This window comes from Roseobacter sp. (assembly GCF_045106495.1).
GTDB lineage: Bacteria > Pseudomonadota > Alphaproteobacteria > Rhodobacterales > Rhodobacteraceae > Roseobacter.
The window spans coordinates 1-21,277 of record NZ_JBGCEQ010000017.1 but is presented as its reverse complement, the minus strand read 5'-3'; the positions used below and the strand labels follow the sequence as shown (position 1 = coordinate 21,277).

At 55.0% G+C, this 21,277-nt stretch carries 22 protein-coding genes and 1 pseudogene; 18 read left to right on the top strand and 5 right to left on the bottom strand.

The features are described from left to right. Positions 1 to 9 precede the first annotated feature (9 nt). Together AB8B75_RS12090 and AB8B75_RS12085 are read left to right on the top strand one after the other, a co-directional pair. Positions 10 to 687, top strand: a complete 678-nt coding sequence (locus AB8B75_RS12090; protein ID WP_405362556.1) for an orotate phosphoribosyltransferase — start codon at positions 10 to 12, stop codon at positions 685 to 687. 246 nt (positions 688 to 933) lie between these two features. Beyond that, a complete protein-coding gene (locus AB8B75_RS12085) occupies positions 934 to 2,427 on the top strand; it encodes a replicative DNA helicase (protein ID WP_405362555.1) in 1,494 nt (497 codons plus the stop codon). A gap of 444 nt (positions 2,428 to 2,871) precedes the next feature. Here AB8B75_RS12085 and AB8B75_RS12080 read toward each other — a convergent pair whose 3' ends face one another. Continuing rightward, positions 2,872 to 4,323, bottom strand: coding sequence for an exopolysaccharide biosynthesis polyprenyl glycosylphosphotransferase (locus tag AB8B75_RS12080; RefSeq protein WP_405362553.1), 1,452 nt, complete (start codon positions 4,321 to 4,323; stop codon positions 2,872 to 2,874). Positions 4,324 to 4,651: 328 nt separating this feature from the next. Between AB8B75_RS12080 and AB8B75_RS12075 the strand changes: the two genes are divergently transcribed. The 14 genes from AB8B75_RS12075 to AB8B75_RS12010 all read left to right on the top strand — a co-directional run bounded on the left by AB8B75_RS12075 (position 4,652) and on the right by AB8B75_RS12010 (position 17,745). Next, positions 4,652 to 5,431 carry a DUF1194 domain-containing protein gene (locus AB8B75_RS12075; protein WP_405362551.1) on the top strand — a complete coding sequence of 260 codons (780 nt, stop codon included), beginning with the start codon at positions 4,652 to 4,654 and terminating at the stop codon, positions 5,429 to 5,431. A 72-nt stretch (positions 5,432 to 5,503) separates the two neighbouring features. Next, positions 5,504 to 6,535: an alanine racemase gene (alr, locus tag AB8B75_RS12070; RefSeq protein ID WP_405362550.1), complete on the top strand. Its 1,032-nt coding sequence runs from the start codon at positions 5,504 to 5,506 to the stop codon at positions 6,533 to 6,535. Next, the gene (locus AB8B75_RS12065) at positions 6,532 to 7,308 is read left to right on the top strand and encodes an MlaE family ABC transporter permease (RefSeq protein WP_405362548.1); all 777 of its coding nucleotides are present in this window, start codon (positions 6,532 to 6,534) and stop codon (positions 7,306 to 7,308) included. The genes alr and AB8B75_RS12065 overlap by 4 nt, the downstream gene beginning before the upstream one ends. Continuing rightward, on the top strand, positions 7,305 to 8,051 hold the full coding sequence (locus AB8B75_RS12060; RefSeq protein WP_405362547.1) for an ABC transporter ATP-binding protein: 747 nt from the start codon (positions 7,305 to 7,307) through the stop codon (positions 8,049 to 8,051). Before AB8B75_RS12065 ends, AB8B75_RS12060 begins: the two co-directional genes overlap by 4 nt. 185 nt (positions 8,052 to 8,236) lie before the next feature. Beyond that, positions 8,237 to 9,013 (top strand): DNA repair protein, encoded by a 777-nt coding sequence (locus AB8B75_RS12055; protein WP_405362545.1) that lies wholly within the window; start codon positions 8,237 to 8,239, stop codon positions 9,011 to 9,013. A gap of 48 nt (positions 9,014 to 9,061) precedes the next feature. Further along, positions 9,062 to 10,423 (top strand): DNA repair protein RadA, encoded by a 1,362-nt coding sequence (radA, locus tag AB8B75_RS12050; RefSeq protein ID WP_405362544.1) that lies wholly within the window; start codon positions 9,062 to 9,064, stop codon positions 10,421 to 10,423. A gap of 27 nt (positions 10,424 to 10,450) precedes the next feature. Next, a complete protein-coding gene (locus AB8B75_RS12045; protein ID WP_405362542.1) occupies positions 10,451 to 11,005 on the top strand; it encodes a CvpA family protein in 555 nt (184 codons plus the stop codon). Between the two features lie 101 nt (positions 11,006 to 11,106). After that, positions 11,107 to 12,201: an ATP-binding protein gene (locus tag AB8B75_RS12040; RefSeq protein WP_405362540.1), complete on the top strand. Its 1,095-nt coding sequence runs from the start codon at positions 11,107 to 11,109 to the stop codon at positions 12,199 to 12,201. 145 nt (positions 12,202 to 12,346) lie between these two features. Then, positions 12,347 to 13,828: an amidophosphoribosyltransferase gene (gene purF, locus AB8B75_RS12035; protein WP_405362718.1), complete on the top strand. Its 1,482-nt coding sequence runs from the start codon at positions 12,347 to 12,349 to the stop codon at positions 13,826 to 13,828. A 47-nt stretch (positions 13,829 to 13,875) separates the two neighbouring features. Further along, positions 13,876 to 14,280 (top strand): hypothetical protein, encoded by a 405-nt coding sequence (locus AB8B75_RS12030; protein WP_405362538.1) that lies wholly within the window; start codon positions 13,876 to 13,878, stop codon positions 14,278 to 14,280. 31 nt (positions 14,281 to 14,311) lie between these two features. Beyond that, positions 14,312 to 14,947, top strand: a complete 636-nt coding sequence (locus AB8B75_RS12025; protein ID WP_405362536.1) for an SDR family NAD(P)-dependent oxidoreductase — start codon at positions 14,312 to 14,314, stop codon at positions 14,945 to 14,947. Positions 14,948 to 15,037: 90 nt separating this feature from the next. Beyond that, positions 15,038 to 15,823 (top strand): 5'/3'-nucleotidase SurE, encoded by a 786-nt coding sequence (surE, locus tag AB8B75_RS12020; RefSeq protein ID WP_405362535.1) that lies wholly within the window; start codon positions 15,038 to 15,040, stop codon positions 15,821 to 15,823. After that, the gene (locus tag AB8B75_RS12015; protein WP_405362533.1) at positions 15,820 to 16,464 is read left to right on the top strand and encodes a protein-L-isoaspartate(D-aspartate) O-methyltransferase; all 645 of its coding nucleotides are present in this window, start codon (positions 15,820 to 15,822) and stop codon (positions 16,462 to 16,464) included. The genes surE and AB8B75_RS12015 overlap by 4 nt, the downstream gene beginning before the upstream one ends. A 69-nt stretch (positions 16,465 to 16,533) precedes the next feature. Beyond that, positions 16,534 to 17,745, top strand: coding sequence for a LysM peptidoglycan-binding domain-containing protein (locus AB8B75_RS12010; RefSeq protein ID WP_405362531.1), 1,212 nt, complete (start codon positions 16,534 to 16,536; stop codon positions 17,743 to 17,745). 208 nt (positions 17,746 to 17,953) lie between these two features. Here the strand turns inward: AB8B75_RS12010 and AB8B75_RS12005 are convergent, their stop codons facing one another. From AB8B75_RS12005 to tatA, 4 genes are read right to left on the bottom strand one after another with little or no spacing between them, the layout of a single operon-like run. Next, positions 17,954 to 18,799, bottom strand: coding sequence for an ATP-binding protein (locus tag AB8B75_RS12005; RefSeq protein WP_405362530.1), 846 nt, complete (start codon positions 18,797 to 18,799; stop codon positions 17,954 to 17,956). Beyond that, positions 18,796 to 19,683 (bottom strand): twin-arginine translocase subunit TatC, encoded by an 888-nt coding sequence (locus AB8B75_RS12000; RefSeq protein WP_405362528.1) that lies wholly within the window; start codon positions 19,681 to 19,683, stop codon positions 18,796 to 18,798. Before AB8B75_RS12000 ends, AB8B75_RS12005 begins: the two co-directional genes overlap by 4 nt. Then, entirely contained in the window at positions 19,680 to 20,138 is a 459-nt protein-coding gene (gene tatB, locus AB8B75_RS11995; protein WP_405362527.1) for a Sec-independent protein translocase protein TatB, read from the bottom strand. The genes AB8B75_RS12000 and tatB overlap by 4 nt, the downstream gene beginning before the upstream one ends. A gap of 3 nt (positions 20,139 to 20,141) precedes the next feature. Then, a complete protein-coding gene (tatA, locus tag AB8B75_RS11990; RefSeq protein ID WP_405362526.1) occupies positions 20,142 to 20,354 on the bottom strand; it encodes a twin-arginine translocase TatA/TatE family subunit in 213 nt (70 codons plus the stop codon). Positions 20,355 to 20,575: 221 nt separating this feature from the next. Between tatA and AB8B75_RS11985 the strand changes: the two genes are divergently transcribed. Both AB8B75_RS11985 and AB8B75_RS11980 read left to right on the top strand, forming a co-directional pair. After that, positions 20,576 to 20,950: a hypothetical protein gene (locus tag AB8B75_RS11985; protein WP_405362525.1), complete on the top strand. Its 375-nt coding sequence runs from the start codon at positions 20,576 to 20,578 to the stop codon at positions 20,948 to 20,950. Positions 20,951 to 20,977: 27 nt separating this feature from the next. Continuing rightward, positions 20,978 to 21,277, top strand: a pseudogene (locus tag AB8B75_RS11980) (helix-turn-helix transcriptional regulator); the annotation flags it as partial.

Genomic DNA, 21,277 nt, shown 5'->3' with positions numbered 1-21,277 from the left:
GATGAGGCCATGATCCCCAGCAGCTACCCGGACCCGTCGGAGATTGCGAGGCTGACAGCCCGGATGCTGCTGGAGATAAAGGCCGTACATTTTAACGCGGATAATCCTTTCATCCTTGCCTCAGGTCTGCCAAGCCCCACTTACATCGACTGCCGCAAACTCATCAGCTACCCGCGCATTCGCAGCACTTTGATGGATTTCCTCACGATCACGGTCATGCGCAACGCAGGTTTTGAAGCCTTTGACAATATTGCAGGCGGCGAAACCGCAGGCATTCCTTTTGCCGCCCTCGTGGCCGAGCGCATGGGCCTGCCAATGACCTATGTGCGCAAGAAGCCCAAAGGCTACGGGCGCGGTGCACGCATTGAAGGGGACATGTTGGAAGACCAACGCGTATTGCTGGTCGAAGACCTCACAACCGATGGTGGCTCCAAACTCTCTTTTGTCGATGCGATTCGGGAAACGGGCGCGACCTGCGCCCATACTGCTGTGATATTCTACTATGGTATCTTTCCCGAAACCGAAAAAACACTGGGAGATCATGGCGTAGAGTTGCACGCCCTGTGCACCTGGTGGGATGTCTTGGCCGAAGCGAAAAACCAGGTCGCTTTCGACGCCGGAACACTGGATGAAGTCGAGCGTTTTCTGCACGATCCGCGTAAGTGGCAGTCAGAACACGCAAAATAAAAGTTACCCACATCGCATTCACAAAACCGACACAGAATCACGCGAATCAAAGCATATATTGCGTGAAATGATAGCTTTGATACACTATACAGTTAGAAATCCTCGCGTTCGTCTTATTCACAGCTTTTTCCCAGACCTTGTCCACTGAGATATGAAGATAGGGTTGCGGCAAAATCTCTTGTAAGAAGGGGCATCAAAAAAACAATAGCACCAATACGGCGGTATTCGGTGCAGCAAGAGGCAGTCATGAACGAAATAGCGGCTTTCAATCCGACCGGCGTAGATGTGCAATCGCCCGAAACCATGCCGCATTCCATTGAGGCCGAGCAACAGCTTCTGGGCGCGATCCTGACCAACAATGACATCTATGATCGAGTGGCGTCCATCATCGGACCCAAACATTTTTACGACCCAGTTCATGCGCGAATCTATGATATCGCCGCAGCCAGAATCGCCAAGAACAACCTCGCCTCGCCCGTAACGCTCAAAGCCTTCTTGGAAGACGACGAGGGATTGAAAGAACTGGGAGGCCCTGCGTATCTGGCGCGACTAGCAGGCGCGGCAATTTCAGCCTTTGCTGTGCGCGACTATGCACAGATGATTTATGATCTGGCAGTGCGCCGGGATCTGATCCGGCTTGGTCGCGACATCTCTGACAAGGCCGCAACCGTGGATGTGGCCTCCGAACCGCGTGAACAGATTGTCGAGGCTGAACAGGCGCTGTACAAACTGGCTGAACAGGGGCAAGTGGAAAGCGGTTTTCAAAGCTTTCTCAAAGCAGTAACGGATGCTGTTAATGTTGCAAATGCAGCGTACCAGCGTGAAGGCGGCCTGGCTGGTGTATCGACTGGACTGATTGATATGGATAAGAAACTGGGCGGGTTGCACCGCTCGGATTTGCTGATCCTGGCAGGACGCCCGTCCATGGGCAAGACGTCGCTTGCAACCAACATAGCCTTTAACGTGGCCAAAGCCTATAAACGCGGGCAATTGCATGACGGTACCGAAGGGGCCGTAGATGGTGGCGTCGTTGGGTTTTATTCCCTTGAGATGAGTGCCGAGCAGCTCGCCGCGCGGATTCTGTCAGAGGCAGCAGAAGTGCCCAGCGAACAGATCCGCCGCGGCGATATGACCGAAGCGGAGTTTCGTCGGTTTGTCGATGCCGCAAAGGCGCTAGAGGCCTGTCCACTCTATATAGACGACACGCCCGCCTTGCCCATCAGCCAGCTTGCCGCACGCGCCCGTCGCCTGAAACGTACATACGGGCTCGATGTGTTGATCGTGGATTATCTGCAACTCGTGCGTGGAACCGGAAAATCGGAAAACCGGGTGAATGAAATTTCAGAAATTACCATGGGCCTCAAAGCCATCGCCAAAGAGCTTGATATTCCGGTGATCGCACTGTCGCAGCTCTCGCGTCAGGTGGAAAACCGCGAAGACAAGCGTCCGCAGCTAAGTGACTTGCGCGAATCCGGTTCGATCGAGCAGGACGCGGACGTGGTGATGTTCGTATTCCGCGAAGAATACTACGCAGAACGCGAAAAACCGTCAGATGACAGACTGGAAGAAATGGCCAAATGGCAGGAAAAGATGGAGCGTCTGCATGGACGCGCGGAAGTTGTCATCGGCAAACAACGTCACGGTCCGATCGGGACAGTTGAGTTGAGCTTTGAGGGTCGTTTTACCAGGTTTGGCAATCTCGTTCAGCCTTGGCAGCAAGGCAGCGATCGGGAATTTTGATAATTTTCTCAGAAGCCATTGAAACTGTTTGGTAAATCGTGAATGCCGCTATTCGAAAGTTGCGAATACCCCACTTTTCTTTGCTCCATGCACAAAAGAAAGTGCTTCTCTTTGGGCAACAATTGAAGAAAAAATTGGATTTCACAGTATCCGTAGCGTTGCATCGATTCCGATCTAACGCGTAGGGTGAGTACTTTGTCGCCAGACAAACCACAATCGCGAGACAGCCTTTCTCATGAGTGAAAGCGCGACCAGGCATCGTAACACTATCCAGCAAAGTATGCGCGTTGCTATCCCTGATACTCTGAACGTGCTGTCTCGAATGGTGAAATATACGCCACCATCCACTCAACGCGCACTCCCCTTTAAGCGAATACATCGATGTAAGAGTTTTGGAGACCCCGACTGTTTTCAATCAAAAAAATTCCAGCTTGGTGGTACGTTTCAATAAGCACCTTTGCTGCTAAAAAGGCTTACCGGTGTGCGCAACAGAATTTTCAAATCCAGCCAAAAAGACCAGTTTTCAATGTAAAATAAGTCATGCTCAAAACGCGCTTTCAGCTTTTCCCCATCATCGATTTCTCCACGCCAACCATTGATCTGAGCCCATCCAGTGATACCCGGCGGCAAACGATGCCGCGCCGAGTAGCCATCAACGATTTGCGTGAACTTTTCCTGGCGGCTGGAATAAGCTTCAATGGCATGTGGACGCGGGCCAACCAATGACAAGTCACCTCGCAACACATTGAAAAGCTGCGGCAACTCATCAATCGAGCTACGCCTCAAAAATCGTCCGACCTTGGTAACACGCGCATCCCCGCGGGTGACGATCTGCCGAGCTTCCGGATCCAGTGTATCAGAGTACATGGATCGGAATTTCAACACTTCAATCACCCGATTGTTGTAACCATGACGTTGTTGGCGAAAAAGCACTGGTCCAGGGCTTTCGAGCCGGACTGCAAGGGCTGCCACGATCAACACCGGCCAAAGTAACGCCAAAGCAAGAAACGCAAAAAACACGTCAAACAGACGCTTCGTCAATCGACGTTCCGGAGCAAAACTGCGATTGTGTCGACTTGAACGCAACAACTGGTCGTGCTGATCAAACGCATAATCCTTGCTGTAAATCGAAAGACGCACCTCTACCGGCAGAACGCGGAACTCATCCAAAAGCCACTTGATACGGTCTTCTGCTGCAAACGGGAGAGCAATGATGACAAGATCAATCTTGGAAGACCGGACGAATGCAACAAGATCCCCATAGCCACCGATCTTCGGAATTCCGAGAATTTGCGTTGGGGACCGGGAATCGTCCCGGTCATCAAAAATGCCATATAGGCGCACGTCATTGAATTGACGCTCTGCCAATCCTCGAATAAGGCGTGCTGCCTCCTCGCCGCCACCTGCAATGATTGCTCGACGCGAGATCAATCCCGTTTCAATGACCCACCTGACAGCGATCTGAGCCCCAAACCGCGTCGGCACAATTGCGACCGAAAGCGACATCAGTGCTGCCGTGAAGACCGCAGCAACGCTCTCGGTCTGCGCGACGGAGAAGATGCCGACAACAGGAACAATCAAACACAGGGCAGTACGGCCAACGAAGGCCACCCAATTCGACATTACCGAGCTACGGTACGCGCCAGTGACGACCATCATCGCAACAAAAGTCAGACTGCCCGCTCCGGCCCATCCGACCGCAATCAAAGGCGAGAAATCCTGTGGAGATGTGGACGCATAGAGCGCAAACCAAAAGGCGAGCACAAAAATAGGCAACTCCAGACAGACAGCAACGCAAGACAACCAAAACGGCTCCAACGCCCCACGCTGCAACCCAAGAGCCACGTTTTGGGCTACATCGTTCAGTTTTGCTGGTTGTTCATCGAAAAGCGGCACTTTTTCAAAGACTTCCTTTTGTGCTGGACTACCCGAGACACTCCTCTTCCGCAGATGTACGTCAGAGACGTTAAATTCCGGTTTTGTTGGATATTGCTTGAATTCATCACGCCCAGGCTGTTTCTGCTGTTGCTCCCTAAACGCCTTTGGTAGCAACGCTAGAAAAACTCGGACGTTTCAGACCGAGTCATAAATGCCCATTTTTGCGGCATTTCCCGCAGCCAATGTCACCAATAATCGCGAAATCACGACGCCAATGTGGCGACGGCGTCATTTGTGATTGGACAGTTCTCGCATTCTCTGGCCGACTGGCGTCATGCGTTTGATAATGACACTTTGTGTTTTGCTCATCTGCTCACCAGCAGTGGCACAAGAAGTAGAGGTAGACGTTGAGCTTTTCCTGGCGGTCGATGTATCCCGCTCTATGTCGCCTGCCGAGCTTGAAATCCAGCGACGCGGGTATGCCGAGGCCCTCATCAGCGACCAAGTACTTGCAGCCATAAATGGCGGTCTTCTGGGGCGTGTCGCCATCACATACGTTGAATGGGCCGGTGAACATGCGCAGCGTGTCGTTGTACCCTGGGTCCTTTTGCAATCGGACGCGGATGCGCAAGCCATCGCTGATCGGATCACGGCGCAATTTGATAAAGGTCTGCGGCGGACATCCATTTCGGGTGCGCTGATGTATGCGGCTAACGATTTTGATGAAAATGGTTTCAATGGCTTGCGCCGCGTAATTGATGTATCAGGCGATGGTCCCAACAATCAGGGCCGTCCGGTCGCTCTTGCGCGCGACGCAACGCTGGCACGGGGGTTTGTGATCAACGGCCTGCCATTGATGACCATGGATGCCTTGAGTGAGATCTGGGGTATCCCCGATCTGGACGACTACTACCGCAATTGCGTCATCGGCGGTCCCGGCGCATTTGTCATACCTGTTTTATCCTGGGATCAATTCGCAGGCGCGGTAAAGCGAAAGCTCATTTTAGAAATTGCGGGCATCTCAGAACGGATTATTTCGGCGCAGTACAATGCGCCTGCCCCCTATGATTGCTTGATTGGCGAGAAGATGTGGGAGCAAAATCGCGCCTATTTCGACATCCCCTGAAAGGTTCCTCGATACCACCTGTGGCGACATTTTCCGCTTGACCCTCGGCCCATCCCTGTCAAAACCCGCGCCATGGCATCCGCGACCCTCTCCGTTGATCTTAAGGCACTGGCTGCGAATTGGCAGGACCTGAACACGATGGCAGATGGCAAGGCGGCAGCAGTCGTCAAAGCCGACGCTTATGGATTGGGCGTAGCTCCCGTCGCGAAAGCATTGGCGTGGGCCGGCGCACGAGACTTTTTTGTAGCCGTGGCCGAAGAAGGCGCCATATTGCGGAAAACTCTGGGCAAAGGCCCCCGTATCAACGTGTTTTCCGGCCATATGGAGGGCGACACCAAGCTGATCCGAGATGCCAAACTGACGCCCATGTTGAATTCAGTCGATCAAATGCTGCGCCATGTCGAGGCTCTGCCCGGCCACCCCTTTGGCATTCAGCTGGATACAGGTATGAACCGTTTGGGCATGGAAGACGTAGAGTGGTCCGCCCTGCGCGACCTTGCACTTGCACAGAAACCCACATTGATCATGTCGCACCTTGCCTGTGCCGACGACCCCGATCACGAGATGAACGCACAACAGCGGCAGGTATTTCAGGAGATGACCCAAGGCGTCACAACGCCGCTTTCTCTTGCGGCAACCGGTGGCACGCTTTTGGGATCCGACTATCACTTCGACATGGTGCGACCGGGCATTGGTCTTTATGGAGGGCTGCCCTTCATCGACGCGCGCCCGGTGGTGTCTGTGGATATTCCCGTCATTCAAATCAGAGACGTAGCCGTTGGCGAAACAGTGGGCTATGGCAACAGCTGGACCGCACGCAGCCCCTCGCGCATTGCCACAATCTCTGCTGGATATGCGGATGGTATCATCCGAGCAATGGGACCACAGGCGCATTTCTACGCGCAAAGCTCAGCGGTTCCGGTTGTCGGGCGCATATCCATGGATCTTATTGGTGTGGATGTCACCGGACTCGCCGAAGAGCCAACCCACCTTGAATTGATCGGATCGCATCAATCGGTGGACACCGTGGCCGGATTTGCCGATACCATTGGATATGAAATCCTGACCTCACTGGGAGCGCGCTACACCCGCGTTTATAATTGACAAATCCGCTTGCTCTCATAGGCCGCACGGTTCTGGCTGTTTTGGCAACAATTGGCCGCATCGCCCTGTTCGGTGTCGAAACGATCAGCCACATTGTCCGCCCACCTTTCTATGGCCGCGAATTCCTTTCCGCCTTGTTGAATATCGGCTGGCTTTCGCTGCCCGTGGTCGGGTTAACGGCGGTCTTTACCGGCGGCGCCCTGGCATTACAGATTTACGCCGGGGGATCGCGGTTCAATGCCGAGGCCGTGGTGCCGCAGATCGTCGCCGTCGGCATGGTGCGCGAATTGGGACCGGTGCTTGTGGGACTCATGATCGCGGCGCGTGTGACTTCCTCGATCGCGGCTGAAATTGCCACCATGAAGGTCACCGAGCAAATTGACGCCCTTGTCACGCTCTCAACTCATCCTATGAAATACCTTACTGTGCCACGCGTGTTGGCCGCCGTTCTGGTTGTGCCCCTGCTTGTTGGTGTGGGCGACATCATCGGCGTTTTTGGCGGCTATGCGGTATCAACCGGTACATTAGGATTCAACCCTGCCGGCTACATCCGCAACACAGTCAATTTTCTGGAACCCCTGGACATCATATCTTCGCTTACCAAAGGCGCGGTCTTTGGTTTCGCGGCAGCACTCATGGGCTGCTATCATGGGATGAATTCCGGCCGTGGAGCCATGGGTGTGGGTCGCGCTACAAAAACCGCTGTTGAAGGGGCCGCCGTGCTGATCCTCGCGGCGAACTTCGTACTTACCGGAGTGTTTTTCTCGCTATGATCAAAATGGAGAACGTTCAAAAGTCATTTGGCTCAAATCACGTATTGCGCGGGCTGGATCTGCAGATCGAGACGGGATCCTCGATGGTCATCATCGGTGGTTCAGGCACCGGTAAGTCCATCGCGCTGAAGTGCATCCTGGGACTGATCAAACAAGATAGCGGCACCATTACCGTCGACGGCAAAGATGCAGAAGCCGGCGACCGGGATGCCTTTCTGGCGCGGTTTGGCATGTTGTTCCAAGGCGGAGCTCTCTTTGACAGCCTGCCGGTCTGGCAGAATGTCGCCTTCCGATTGTTGCGCGGTTCGCTCAAACGCCCCCATGATGAAGCCCGCGAGATCGCCATTGAGAAGCTGCGCCGTGTCGGCTTGAAGCCCGATGTCGGAGACCGCTACCCCGCAGAACTCTCAGGTGGCATGCAAAAACGTGTGGGGCTGGCGCGCGCCATCGCTGCCGAACCCGAGATCATCTTTTTCGACGAGCCGACAACCGGACTCGATCCGATCATGTCAGGTGTGATAAACGATCTGATCCGCGAGATTGTCGTCGAGATGGGGGCCACCGCTATGACCATCACCCACGATATGACCTCGGTGCGCGCCATTGCGGACAACATCGCGATGCTGCATGACGGGGTGATTCAATGGACGGGCCCGGTCAGTCAGATGGATAACAGCGGTAATCCCTATCTGGACCAGTTCATTCAAGGGCGCGCAGAAGGCCCGATCGAAGCCGTCAGATAGAGGTTTCGAAAACAATGCATACCGTTGCAGATCACTGTCTATCATCTCGAAACAATTGATCCAGATTTCCACCGCGCCGTTTACCAAAGGGCGCTTTTAGTCGAATTCTATTCAGTTTTGTGATAAAAAACTCCCGTACCGGTGGTCTTACACCGACTTAATGATTTTCGTGGAGTATTCGAGACATGCATTTGCTGCGCCCACACTTGTCCGCCCTACAGTCAATTTTGCAGGCTGTTTCTTTTGCGTGGATTGCGCTGGCTGCGGTTGCGCTGGTCACCTGTTCTGTTCTGGCCGGATTTGGCCTGTTGCCTTGGATTGACCTGCCGCTGTCCTTAAACGATGTGCCTGTGCAGCACGCGGGCACGTATGCTCAGCTTTTACTGACGGCGCTCGCGGTATCCTTATGCTTTTTCCTGCCGTCCCATAGGCGGGTCATGAAATTGGAACATGCCCATCACAGCTTTGCGTTGCGCATGGAGGATGTCGCACGGGCCTATGCATTGGCTCATGCCGCAGACCGGCGCGGGCTGTTTCATGCAGCTTCTGAATTTGATGCAGTCAAGGAACGGATGATGCATTTGCGCGCCCATCCTGATCTGGAGACGCTTGAACCCGATATTCTGGAACTGGCCGCGCAAATGAGCCGGATCAGCTGCGATCTGGCACAGACCTATGCCGATGAAAAAGTCGACCGCGCGCGCGATTTTCTACTCCAGCGTCAGCGCGAGATGGCGGTTTTTCAAGAACGTCTCGATAACGCTAAAGCGCTCCATATGGACATCCATCAATGGTCCAACCGGTTGGAGCTGGATGAGGCCGTGGCACAGTCTCAACTGAACCACCTGATCGCGGAGCTTGAAGAGATCCTGCCAGAAATCAAGCGTCCAAAAGGGTCAACGGCAACATCCGAGCAAAACGCAGGAGGCGTCGTGCGCCTGGCCAATCTGGCAGCGGAGTAAGCCCACTTTAGCCTTTGACGTCCCGGGCCCGCTGGGGCATCAAGTGCCATGGCCAAATCCCCCTCATTCTCTTGTTCCGCATGCGGCAATGTCACCACGAAGTGGGCCGGGCGATGCGAGGCCTGTGGCGAGTGGAACACCATATCCCAAGACGCGGGTATATCGAAAGGCCCGGCAAAGTCGCTGGGTGGCAAACGCGGCGCGTCAATTCTGTTGACAGACCTTGCAACGGAAGAGGCCCCGCCACCCCGTACAAAATCGGGCATTGCCGAATTGGACCGTGTGCTTGGCGGCGGTCTGGTTCCGGCCTCCGCGATCCTCGTAGGGGGCGATCCAGGCATCGGCAAATCAACCCTGCTCCTGCAAGCTGCGGCACAATTTGCGCGCTCCGGCCTGAAAACCATCTATGTCTCCGGCGAAGAAGCTTCAGCCCAAGTTCGCATGCGCGCACAACGACTGGATTTGGCCGATGCACCGGTCAAACTGGCCGCCGAAACCAATCTGCGCGACATTCTGACAACGCTTGAGGCGGAAAAACCGCAGCTGGCGATCATTGATTCCATTCAGACCATGTGGGCGGACAATGTGGAAAGCGCGCCAGGCTCCGTGAGCCAGGTCCGCGCGGCCGCGCATGAGCTGACCAGTTTCGCGAAACGCAAGGGTGTTTCGGTTGTGCTGGTGGGCCATGTCACCAAGGAGGGCCAGATCGCCGGCCCCCGGGTGGTCGAACATATGGTTGATACGGTGCTCTATTTCGAAGGCGAGCGCGGGCATCAGTTCCGCATCCTGCGCGCAGTGAAAAACCGCTTTGGTCCAGCGGATGAGATTGGCGTGTTCGAGATGACCGGACAAGGTCTCGCCGAAGTCACCAACCCGTCCGCCTTGTTTTTGTCCGAACGCGGGGAACCCTCGCCCGGTTCGGTTGTTTTTGCAGGCGTCGAAGGAACACGCCCGGTTCTGGTCGAGTTTCAGGCCCTCGTCGCACCGTCTCCCCATTCTCAAGCACGTCGCACCGTCGTGGGTTGGGACGGCGGACGGCTTGCGATGATCCTTGCCGTGCTAGAGGCCCGTTGCGGTATTCCTTTCGCCGGGCTTGATGTCTATCTCAATGTCGCTGGCGGCATGAAGGTCTCCGAGCCCGCCGCTGATCTGGCCGTAGCTGCCGCCCTTTTGAGCGCGCGGGAAGACGCTGCCCTGCCCGCAGATACCGTTGTTTTTGGCGAAATCAGTCTTTCTGGAGCCTTGCGCCCAGCGACACAGACCGAAAACAGGTTGAAAGAGGCGCAAAAACTTGGTTTCACCGGCGCAATCGCGCCAAATGGTGGCAAACCTGTAGGCGTAAACGGTATATCGCTCAATACGATGGGCGATCTAACCGGATTTGTGGGCGAAATATTTGGTGCCGGCTAGGCACGGGCACGAAAGGCTGCGAAGACTATGGAAGGTTTCACCATCATTGACGGCGTTGTAGCGCTGGTCATCATTGTCTCGGCGCTCCTGGCATATGGTCGCGGTCTTGTACGCGAGGTCATGGCGATCGTTGGCTGGATCGCCGCTGCGGTTCTGGGGTTCCTCTTTGCTCCACAGGTCGAACCATTGGTCCGTGAAATTCCAGTTGTTGGTGAGTTTTTGGCAGATAGCTGCGAGCTGTCTATCATCGGTGCATTTGCACTGGTTTTTGCGGTCGCCTTGATTGTGGTATCGCTCTTCACTCCACTTTTTGCCTCCATCGTTCAGCGCTCAGCACTTGGCGGCATCGATCAGGGGTTTGGATTTGTATTTGGCGTTGCGCGGGGTGTCCTGCTAGTTGCGATCGCGTTTTTTGTCTATGAAACCATTGTCACGGGCGAGACCTATACAGTGGTCGATGAAAGCCGCTCCGCAATTGTTTTTGCGCAGATATCGGATCAGATTCAGAACTCAGAGCCAGAGCAGGCACTTGGCTGGATAACGCAGCAATATGAGACACTTGTCGGAAACTGCGGTGCGTGAATTTCAGGGTTCATCTCGGATCCATAAAATCGGCAGCTTTTAACTCTACTTTAAGGTGAATACATTTAACATCCGCGCGACCGACGAGACCAGAGGCCTGCGTGACCGAGACATTTTCTCATTGCTTTGATGATATCGCCGCGCCGGTTTTCGTGCTCGAGCCCGACGACTCTGGTGTCCTCCGCTATGTTGTCTGGAATTCTGCGGCAGAGAAACAAAGTGGCCTGCGAAGCGATTTGGTGTGTGGACAAACAGTTCACGATCTCTTTCCCGCTGACTTTGCAGATGCCGAAGACAAACACTACCGCAGTGCTGCCAAAAAGCGCGACACCGTCGCCTATGAGCACGAAGCGCTTTCGTCAAACAAATCATCACTTCAGCGCACCACTCTGATCCCGAAGTACAGTGCAGAAGGCAGCCTCCAGCAGATCATCGGTACGAGAACAGACGCGTCTTACAGAGCTGAAGCCAAACACACCAACACATCCATGACAACTGCAGGCCAAGAGGCGGAACAGTTCGTTGCACTGGCTGCACATGATCTTCGCACCCCCATGCGGAACATTTCGATCATTGCAGAGATGCTACGCGAAGGTTTTGAAGACCGTGGCGACGGCAAATTAGAATTGCTCGACCTTCTCGAAGACGTAGCTGCCAAATCCGGTGATTTGCTTCGCGACATCCTGACCCATACACAAGACATGCGCACAACGGCAAAACCCGCCAAGTTTGATCTCGGAGCTTTGTGCCAAAACATTGTCGACGTGTTGGACCCTCGCGGCATACATCAGGTCAAATGGCCAAATATGATCATTCTTGGCGAGAAAAACGCCTTCCACATTGTTTTGCGAAATTTGTTTGACAATGCGATGAAGCATGGGCAGCGGGACCACTTGTCCATTGACGTCGATGTGCGGCAATGCGGCATCGATACCATCAAAGTCGAAGTGCAAGACAATGGGTCAGGATTTAAAAACACCGCACCAGTTTTGATGGATGCAGGCTTCTTTCGTGCAGACAAAGGGTACGGCCTTTTGAGTGTCAGGCGTTTGGTGCGCGCGCGTGGCGGTTCCATTCGCGTGCAAGATAAAACAGACCGTGATGGATGCAAAGTGCATTTCACATTGCCAGGGACCATCACCAAAGCACGCGCTAAAGTGCGACTGCCCCAACGCATTGCGCGCAAAACGGGCTGACTTCGCGTCAAACGTGCCGCAACAGTTGCCACCGGGCGACAATCGTTGTTTCCAACGTGATAGTTTGGTGACATGCACTGCATGACGCCGTACATAAGCGGTGTCATCCCTCATCGGATTCGGAGCTGCCCCGTTGTCCAAAATCATGCCCGCTGCACACCCTTTCGATACGTCTTATCTGCGTGATGCCGATGACGAAGACAAACTCAAGGAGGAATGCGGCATTTTCGGTGTGGTTGGCGTGGTGGACGCCGCCAATTTTGTAGCTTTGGGTTTGCATGCACTGCAACATCGCGGCCAGGAGGCAGGTGGCATTGTCTCGCATCATGTCGAACACGGTTTCCAGTCGGCAAGGCGCTTTCGATATGTGCGCGACAACTTCACATCGCAAAAGATCATGGAAACCCTGCCCGGGCCCCTGGCCATCGGTCATGTCCGGTATTCAACGGCTGGTTCAAAAGGTCAGACGGCGATCCGTGATGTGCAGCCTTTCTTCGGTGAGTTCGCCATGGGCGGGGCCGCGATTGCGCATAATGGCAACATCACCAATGCCAATGCCTTGCGTCGCGAATTGATCGAACGCGGGTCGATTTTTCAATCTTCCTCCGATAGCGAGTGTATCATTCACCTGATGGCGCGCAGCCTGCAGCGCACAATTCCAGAACGTATGGAAGACGCGTTGCGCCGCGTTGAGGGGGCGTTTTCGGTTGTTGCCATGACCCGCACCAAGCTGATTGGGGTCCGCGACCCCTTGGGCGTCCGTCCGTTGGTTCTGGGACGTGTGGGTGACGGATGGGCTTTGAGTTCTGAAACCTGCGCTTTGGATATCATCGGTGCCGAGTTCATACGCGAGATCAAGCCCGGTGAAATGGTCGTCATCACGGACAAAGGTGTCGAATCGCATTTTCCCTTCCGCCCGCAAAAGCCACGGTTTTGCATATTTGAACATGTTTATTTCAGCAGGCCCGACAGTATATTGGGTGGCAGATCCGTCTACGAGACCCGTGAGGCAATTGGCCGTGAATTGGCAAAAGAAGCGCCTGTTGACGCCGATCTGGTCTGCCCTGTGCCGGATTCCGGAACACCGGCAGCCATCGGGTATTCGCTGCAATCTGGTATTCCCTATGCAATGGGGATTATTCGCAACCAATACATGGGGCGCACATTTATCGAACCCACAGAGCAGATCCGAAACATGGGTGTGCGCCTGAAACTTAATGTGAACCGGGCTTTGATTCGTGGCAAACGGGTTATCCTGGTGGATGATTCCGTGGTGCGCGGAACAACGTCGCGCAAAATCAAGGAAATGATCCTGGATGCGGGTGCCGCCGAAGTTCACTTCCGCATTGCCTCGCCGCCGACTGCCTGGCCTTGTTTTTATGGTGTAGATACGCCTCAACGAGAAAAACTGCTGGCCGCCACCATGTCGGAAGACGAAATGCGCGAACATCTGCAGGTTGATAGCTTACGGTTCATATCGCTCGACGGGCTTTACCGTGCAGTTGGCGAGACCAAAGGGCGCAACAACGCGCAGCCTCAGTATTGCGACGCCTGCTTCTCTGGCGAGTACCCCGTAGAACCCGCGGACCAGATCGAAAGCGGTTTCGAGATGAAAGCTGCAGAATAGCCAAATACTGACGACAATTGTCAGGACAAAAGGGGCAAAATGATCCCATGAACCGAATGCCTGACGACATCTCCTTGACCGTTCAAAACTGGCCCGAAGCGGCGCGCAGCCGTTTTGCGGTCATTCGTGAGTCGGTGCACCATATGGCCAATCAGGCCGAGGTTGGCCCAATCGCGGAAACACTGAAGTGGGGGCAACCGGCGTGGTCACCTGCCAGGCCGCGTATTGGCACGACACTGCGCTGCAATTGGGCACGCGCAACCCCGGATCGATTGAGCCTCTATGTGCATTGCCAAACCACTCTGCTCGAAAGGATGAAGTCGGATCACCCGAGCGCTTTCACTTACGCTGGCAATCGCGCCATGCACATGGATCTCGACACCCCGCCGCCGGCTGAGGCAATCGAGCACTGCGCCTTTCTAACGCTCACATACCATCGCAAGACTGCTTGACGCGCCGGCTAATCGCGACCATCACCGCCGCATGACAAAAACAGTACTTATCACAGGCGCATCGCGCGGTTTGGGCGCGGCTTTGGCCGAAGCCCTGGCGCCCACGCATCACATCATCGCCGTCGCCAAAACCACGGGCGGTCTGGAAGAACTTGATGACCGGATTCAAGCCAAGGGTGGTTCGGCCACACTGGCACCAATGGATGTCACCAATGCCGAAGCTATGGCGACGCTGTGTCGCGGAATTTTTGAGCGTTGGAACGGCCTCGACTTGTGGTGCCACACGGCTGTGCATGCAGCTCCACTCGCCCCAGCGAACCACATTGACGCCAAGGATTTCGCCAAATCTGTCACCGGGAATGTTACTGCGACTGCTACGCTGATCAGTTACGTGGCGCCGCTCCTGGGCCAGTCAGGACAGGCCGTGTTTTTCGATGACCCGCAGGCCGGTGCCAAGTTCTTTGGCAGCTATGGCGCCACGAAAGCTGCACAGATCGCACTGGCAAAAAGCTGGCAAAAGGAGACCGAGAAAACAGGTCCAAAGGTCACCATTCTGACCCCGCCACCGATGCCAACCGCCACACGCGCCCGGTTCTATCCGGGAGAGGACAGAAAAGCCCTTACACCCCCTTTGGTGGCAGCAACTGCGCTTCTCGCACAACTATAACGCCGTATCTGTCCATAAAAATCGCGCTCTGCGGTGCGCGCCCTTGCCGCGTGAACGACCCTCGCCTATCAATGCGGAAAAGGCTAAACCATGCGCATTCTCATTACAAATGACGACGGCATAAACGCACCCGGCCTCAAGGTGCTGAAAGCCATCGCGACAGAACTGGCCGGAGACACGGGCGAGGTCTGGACGGTTGCGCCTGCTTTTGAACAATCCGGCGTCGGACACTGTATCAGCTACACGCATCCGATGATGATCAGTGAATTTGGCCCGCGCAGGTTCGCCGCCGAGGGCTCGCCGGCCGACTGCGTGCTCGCGGGATTACATGATGTGATGAAAGATGCGCCGCCGGATTTGGTGCTATCCGGGGTGAATCGGGGGAACAATTCTGCAGAAAACACACTCTATTCTGGCACCATCGGCGGCGCTATGGAGGCAGCCTTGCAAGGTTTGCCCGCGATCGCTCTCTCGCAATACTACGGCCCCAAAAACGCACAGGCAGAAAACCCATTCGAGGCGTCTGCGCACTATGGGGTCGACGTGGTGCGGCGTATTCTGGCGCATACACCCGACGAAGACAGCGGATACCGCCTGTTCTATAACGTAAATTTCCCGCCTGTACCCAGCGCGGACGTCAAGGGCATCCGACTGTCGACACAGGGCAAACGGCCCGGTACCGGTTTTTCGACTGAACCACATGCGTCACCTTCGGGGCGTCGGTTTCTATGGATCAAAGGCGGAAACCAGCAGATCGCCACGGCGCCAGGCACAGATGCTGCGGACAATCTGGAAGGCTATGTCTCCGTGACGCCCATGCGCGCGGATCTGACTGCCCACGAAATGATGCGTTCTCTGGCGGGCATTGCCACATGAACGACGACGCGGAACGCAAGATGCAATTTCTGTATGCGCTCCGCTCGAAGGGCGTCACCGATAAACGCGTGCTCTCTGCCATGGAAAGCATCGACCGTGGCCCCTTTATTCGCGGTATTTTCTCGGAACGCGCCTACGAGGACATGCCCCTGCCCATTGCCTGCGGTCAGACCATCAGCCAACCCTCTGTCGTCGGTTTGATGACACAGGCGTTGCACATCAGTCCGCGCGACAAGGTACTCGAAGTGGGTACTGGTTCTGGTTATCAGGCGGCTATCCTCAGCAAACTTGCGCGGCGCGTTTACACAATCGATCGGCATAGCCGTTTGGTCCGCGAGGCCCGCGATATCTTTGACGACTTGGATCTGACAAACATCACGGCCATCACCGGAGACGGCAGCTTTGGACTGCCCGATCAGGCGCCGTTTGACCGGATCATCGTCACTGCTGCAGCTGAAGATCCTCCAGGCACTTTGATGGAACAGCTGAAAATGGGCGGAATCATGGTTGTGCCTGTGGGTCAGTCCGATGCGGTTCAACACCTGATTGTCGTGCGCAAAACACCTCAAGGCACTGAATACGAAGAATTGAGGCAAGTTCGCTTTGTTCCCTTGCTCGAAGGCTTGGGAAAGGACGGATAAGCTGCTATAGTCCACCCATAAAGCGTTGGAGCAACCAATGCGTGCCCACGGCAGACTGAGGACAAGCAGATGACCCATGCCATTCCGCGCAGCCGCGCGCGCCTTTTACTGATGACTGCGACCGCAATGGTCGCTTTGACCGCATGCGGCCAACCACTGGATTTCGACCTTCGCGGTGGCTTGGGCGACTTCAGCACTGCAGAGGCTGCCACAGGCGTCGCCACGGCCGATCGGCCCAATCCGGATGCGCGTGGTATTATTTCATATCCAAACTATCAGGTGGCTGTTGCTGAACGCGGCGACACAATAGAATCAGTCGCTCAGAGGCTCGGCGTCAGCGCACCGGAATTGGCGCGCTTCAATGGCATTGCCCCGAATGTACCCTTGCGCAGCGGCGAAGTGATTGCCTTGCCCAACAGGGTCGCAGAATCCTCGCCAGCAACAGGTGCGGCCGGATCAGGCGCGATACAGAACAGTGGCGTCGACATAGATACGTTGGCCGGGGATGCCATCGATCGTGCTCCTGAAACGCAAGGCGTCCGGACTGCGGCTCTGCCGCCCGCTCAGACAGCACCAGCACCTCAAACCGGCGATGAACCGACGCGCCACAAGGTCGAGCGTGGAGAAACGGCATATACCATCGCGCGCCTATACAAGGTTCCCGTGAAATCTCTAGCCGAATGGAACGGTCTGGGGTCTGATTTTGCCATCCGCGAAGGCCAATTCCTTCTTATTCCAGTGGCAAAACAATCCGCTCCGGCAACTGTTCCGGAAGCTTCGGCAGGTGCCGCTGCCGTTACACAACCCGGCGCCGGTTCACCGACACCAACACCGCCGAGCGCCACAAAACCGCTTCCTGAACCGGAATCGACTGCCATCGCAACGCCACCTCCAAAAGTAGACGTGGGCGCACAAACGAAATCCACGTCAGACGCAGCCATGGTTTTCCCGATCGACGGTTCAATCATTCGGGAATACGCCAAAGGCAAGAATGAAGGTATCAACATCAAAGGCAAGGCAGGGACAGAGGTAAAAGCTGCAGATGACGGTACTGTTGCCGCCATCACAAAAAGCGCCGATGGTGTGCCGATTGTCGTGATCCGCCACGATCCTGAATTGCTGACAGTCTACGCCAATGTTACGGATGTTTCCGTCAAAAAAGGTAACCAGGTCACACGCGGGCAATCGATCGCCGAACTGCGCGACGGTGATGAAGCTTACGTACACTTCGAAGTGCGCAAAGGTTTCGACAGTGTCGATCCGATGCCCTACCTAAGGTGACATCACTGCCACTTTAAGAGAGCAAAACTTCCGAAAAATAACAGACGGCTATCCTGCGTAGTCAATGTAAATATACGCCATTTCGAGACCAGATCTCGCAACACCGCAAATCCAGTCGATGTGCGGCTGTGAGGTGTACGACCTACAGAGAAGACACAGTTCCAATAGCGCGACATGGCGGCCATTATGCGATCGAAACAAGGGGGTATCAACTTGGCAAAGATACGCCCAGACGACCCGCTAGATCCGTGAAGTATTGCCAGGCAACGCGACCGGATCTTGATCCGCGCGTCGCTTGCCATTCAATCGCTTCGGCGCGCATATCTTCATCGCTGATTTGGACGCCAAAAGCTGTGCAATAGCCCCGGATCATCTCCAGATACTGGTCTTGATCACAGGGATGAAAACCTAACCACAACCCGAAGCGATCAGAAAGAGACACCTTCTCCTCAACCGCTTCTGACGGATTAATTGCATTGCTGCGTTCATTTTCTATCATATCGCGTGGCATCAAATGCCGCCTGTTTGAAGTGGCGTAAAGGACAACGTTGTCCGGCCGTCCCTCGATCCCACCATCCAAAACAGCCTTGAGGCTTTTGTAGTGGGCGTCGTCATGCCCAAAACTGAGATCATCGCAAAACAGGATAAACCGGTAGGGCGCGTCCCGCAGTAGGTTCAGCAATCGACCGACAGAGGGTAAGTCTTCGCGATGCAATTCAATGATCCGCAGATTTTCATGCTTTGCATGAACTGCGCCGTGTATCGACTTTACAAGGCTGGATTTTCCCATGCCTCGCGCACCCCAAAGCAAAGCATTGTTTGCGGGCAGACCGCGGGCAAACTGATCCGTGTTCGCCAGCAGCGTATCCCGGGAACGATCCACACCAATAAGCAAAGACAAGTCGATCTGCGCGACCTCAGTCACAGGCTCCAACCGATCCGGGCCAACGTGCCAGACAAAGGCAGAAACCCCTGAAAAGTCGGGGGTCGGCTGTGGCACCGGCGCTATCCGCTCCAGCGCTGCCGCGATCCTTTCGATCGGGTTGTCGCTCACGTAAGCTCATCCTCGTCGTCGTAATAGCCCTCTGCCCGCAGACGTGCTTCTCTCTTTGTCTCAACGCGCCGCACTAGAAAGATCGACATTTCATAAAGCCCGTAAACCACCACGAACAGGATGCCTTGGGTAATCACATCGGGTGGTGTCACCAATGCTGCCAAGACCAAAATCGCAACGACAGCGTATTTGCGCACATTGGCCAGTCCTTCGGCGCTGACCAAGCCCGCTTTGCCCATTAAGGTAAGAAGCACCGGCAATTGGAAACACAAGCCAAAAGCCATGATGAATTTCAAAGTTATATCGAGTGACTCATTGACCTTGCCGAAAAAGGTGATGCGCACCCCGTCTTTGGTTTCCGGAACTACGGCTGCATCGGAAGGTAAGTCCGACACTGTTCCCGACAGCAAGTTTGCAAAGATCGAAGACACATCGGCAAATCCCAAGAAGAATTGCATCGCGAGTGGGGTCACTACCAAATGCGCAAAAGACGCGCCAAGAAAGAACATCACCGGGGACGCCAGCAAGAAGGGTAGAAAGGCGCCTTTTTCCGCCTTGTAAAGTCCCGGCGCCACAAACCGCCACATCTGAAACCCGATCACCGGAAAGGCGAGAGCAAAGCCAAACACCATCGAAATTCGGAAAAGCGTAAACAGGTATTCTTGCGGTGATGTATATTGCAAAGTTGGGGCCGGATCGCCCAAGTCCCGCAATGTGGCCTCGATTGGGCCCAACAAATATTGCAAGATTGGCTCCGCCAATACGAAAGCCAGGACAATACCCACCAGAAACGCGAGCACGGACCGGATCAGTCGTGTGCGCAGTTCCGCAAGGTGCTCGATCAGCGGCGCTGCGCTGTCGTCAATGTCATCAGATGCGCTCATGTGTCACTCTTCGCAGGGGGTGTGGGCTCCGCATCACGCGCCTCTTCAAGCTTCGCCGCTGCGGCTTGCGCTTCTTGCGCCTCTTTCATCTTTCGATCTGCAGCAGCACGGGCAGTTGCCGCCTGAATTTTCTTGGTCTGTTCGGCGCGTTTGGCAGCCAGCTTTCCAGTCTCGCTTTCCGGATCGAGTTTGCCGAGATCCGAGGCTGCGGATTTAACCCCATCCATGGCTGAATTGATTGGGTTTGTGGCCGCTTTGAAGCCTTTGGCCACGTCTTTCATGCCGGTTTCATCTGCCGCATCGTTCATTGCGCGGCTGAACTCGCGCGCCATGCCCTTTGCCTTGCCAACTGCCTGCCCCGCTTTACGGAACAGCACAGGCAAATCTTTCGGGCCCACCACGATCAGAGCGACGATGCCAATGACCAGCATCTCCGTCCAGCCAATATCGAACATCTTTTAGACCTTGTCTTTTTCGGTCTCGGGGGTCACGTCCTTGACTTCTTCAGAGGCGTTGGCAATCTCGTCCTGCCCTTCATTTATGCCTTTCTTGAAGGAGGTAATCCCTTTGCCGACTTCTCCCATCAGGCTAGAAATCTTACCCCGCCCAAAGAGTACCAGCACCACAACCGCAATCAGCAAAAGGCCCGGCAGGCCAATGTTGTTTAACATCTTCGTTCTCCCTTATCTCTTGCGTTTGACTTAAAAACGCTCACGTCGTCTGAAGCTCTACGAATTTCTGGTCCTGGCTGAAAGCCTTCAAGCCGGGTCAGGCACCGCAATTGGCTCGCAATAACGATAAAAATCTAACCTTGCGCACCCAACTGACAGGTTTATGTCAGTTGCTCCCTGTCATGTCCATGCGCATCGCAAAACAATGAAAGGAATCAGTTATGCGCATATTTCCCTTTTTCATCCCCCTTATCGCGTTTGCCGCAGCAGATTTGGCGAGGGGCGGGTCTGGCAGTGGCCAGATTGCCGAAATCGTCACTTACAAACTCAAAGAAGGCATCGCGACGCAAGACGCCCTGGCCGCAGCACAGAAAACCGAAGCCTTTTTGCGCAGTACCGGGGCGGTTGTGTCGCGCAGCCTGTCCGTGGATGAAAACGACGTATGGACCGACCACATCCTCTGGACGTCACTGGCAGCGGCCAAGGCAACCGAAGCCCAAGCCATTCAACGCCCTGAGTTCGCAAAGTTTTTCGCGATGATGGCCGATGAAACGGTCGAACTTCGCCACGCACGGGTCGTGATGCAGATGGACTAGATCACGTCCCGGTGGCAGTGTCTCGCCATGCGCCGTACTGATCGCCTATTTGACATTATCCAAATCCTGCGTGACGGGAAATTGCACCGCGCGCAGGACATTGCAGAGCGGCTTGAAGTTTCCACCCGCACAATCTACCGCGACATGGACACATTGGCCGCATCAGGTGTCCCGTTTTAGGGCGAACGTGGTGTTGGGTATCTCATCCCCTCCGCCATCACACTGCCGCCTTTGACGTTGACGGTCGAAGAGCTTGAAGCCCTGAACCTCGGAATGGCTATTGTGGCAGAAGCTGCGGATCATGACCTTAAATCCGCAGCATTGAGC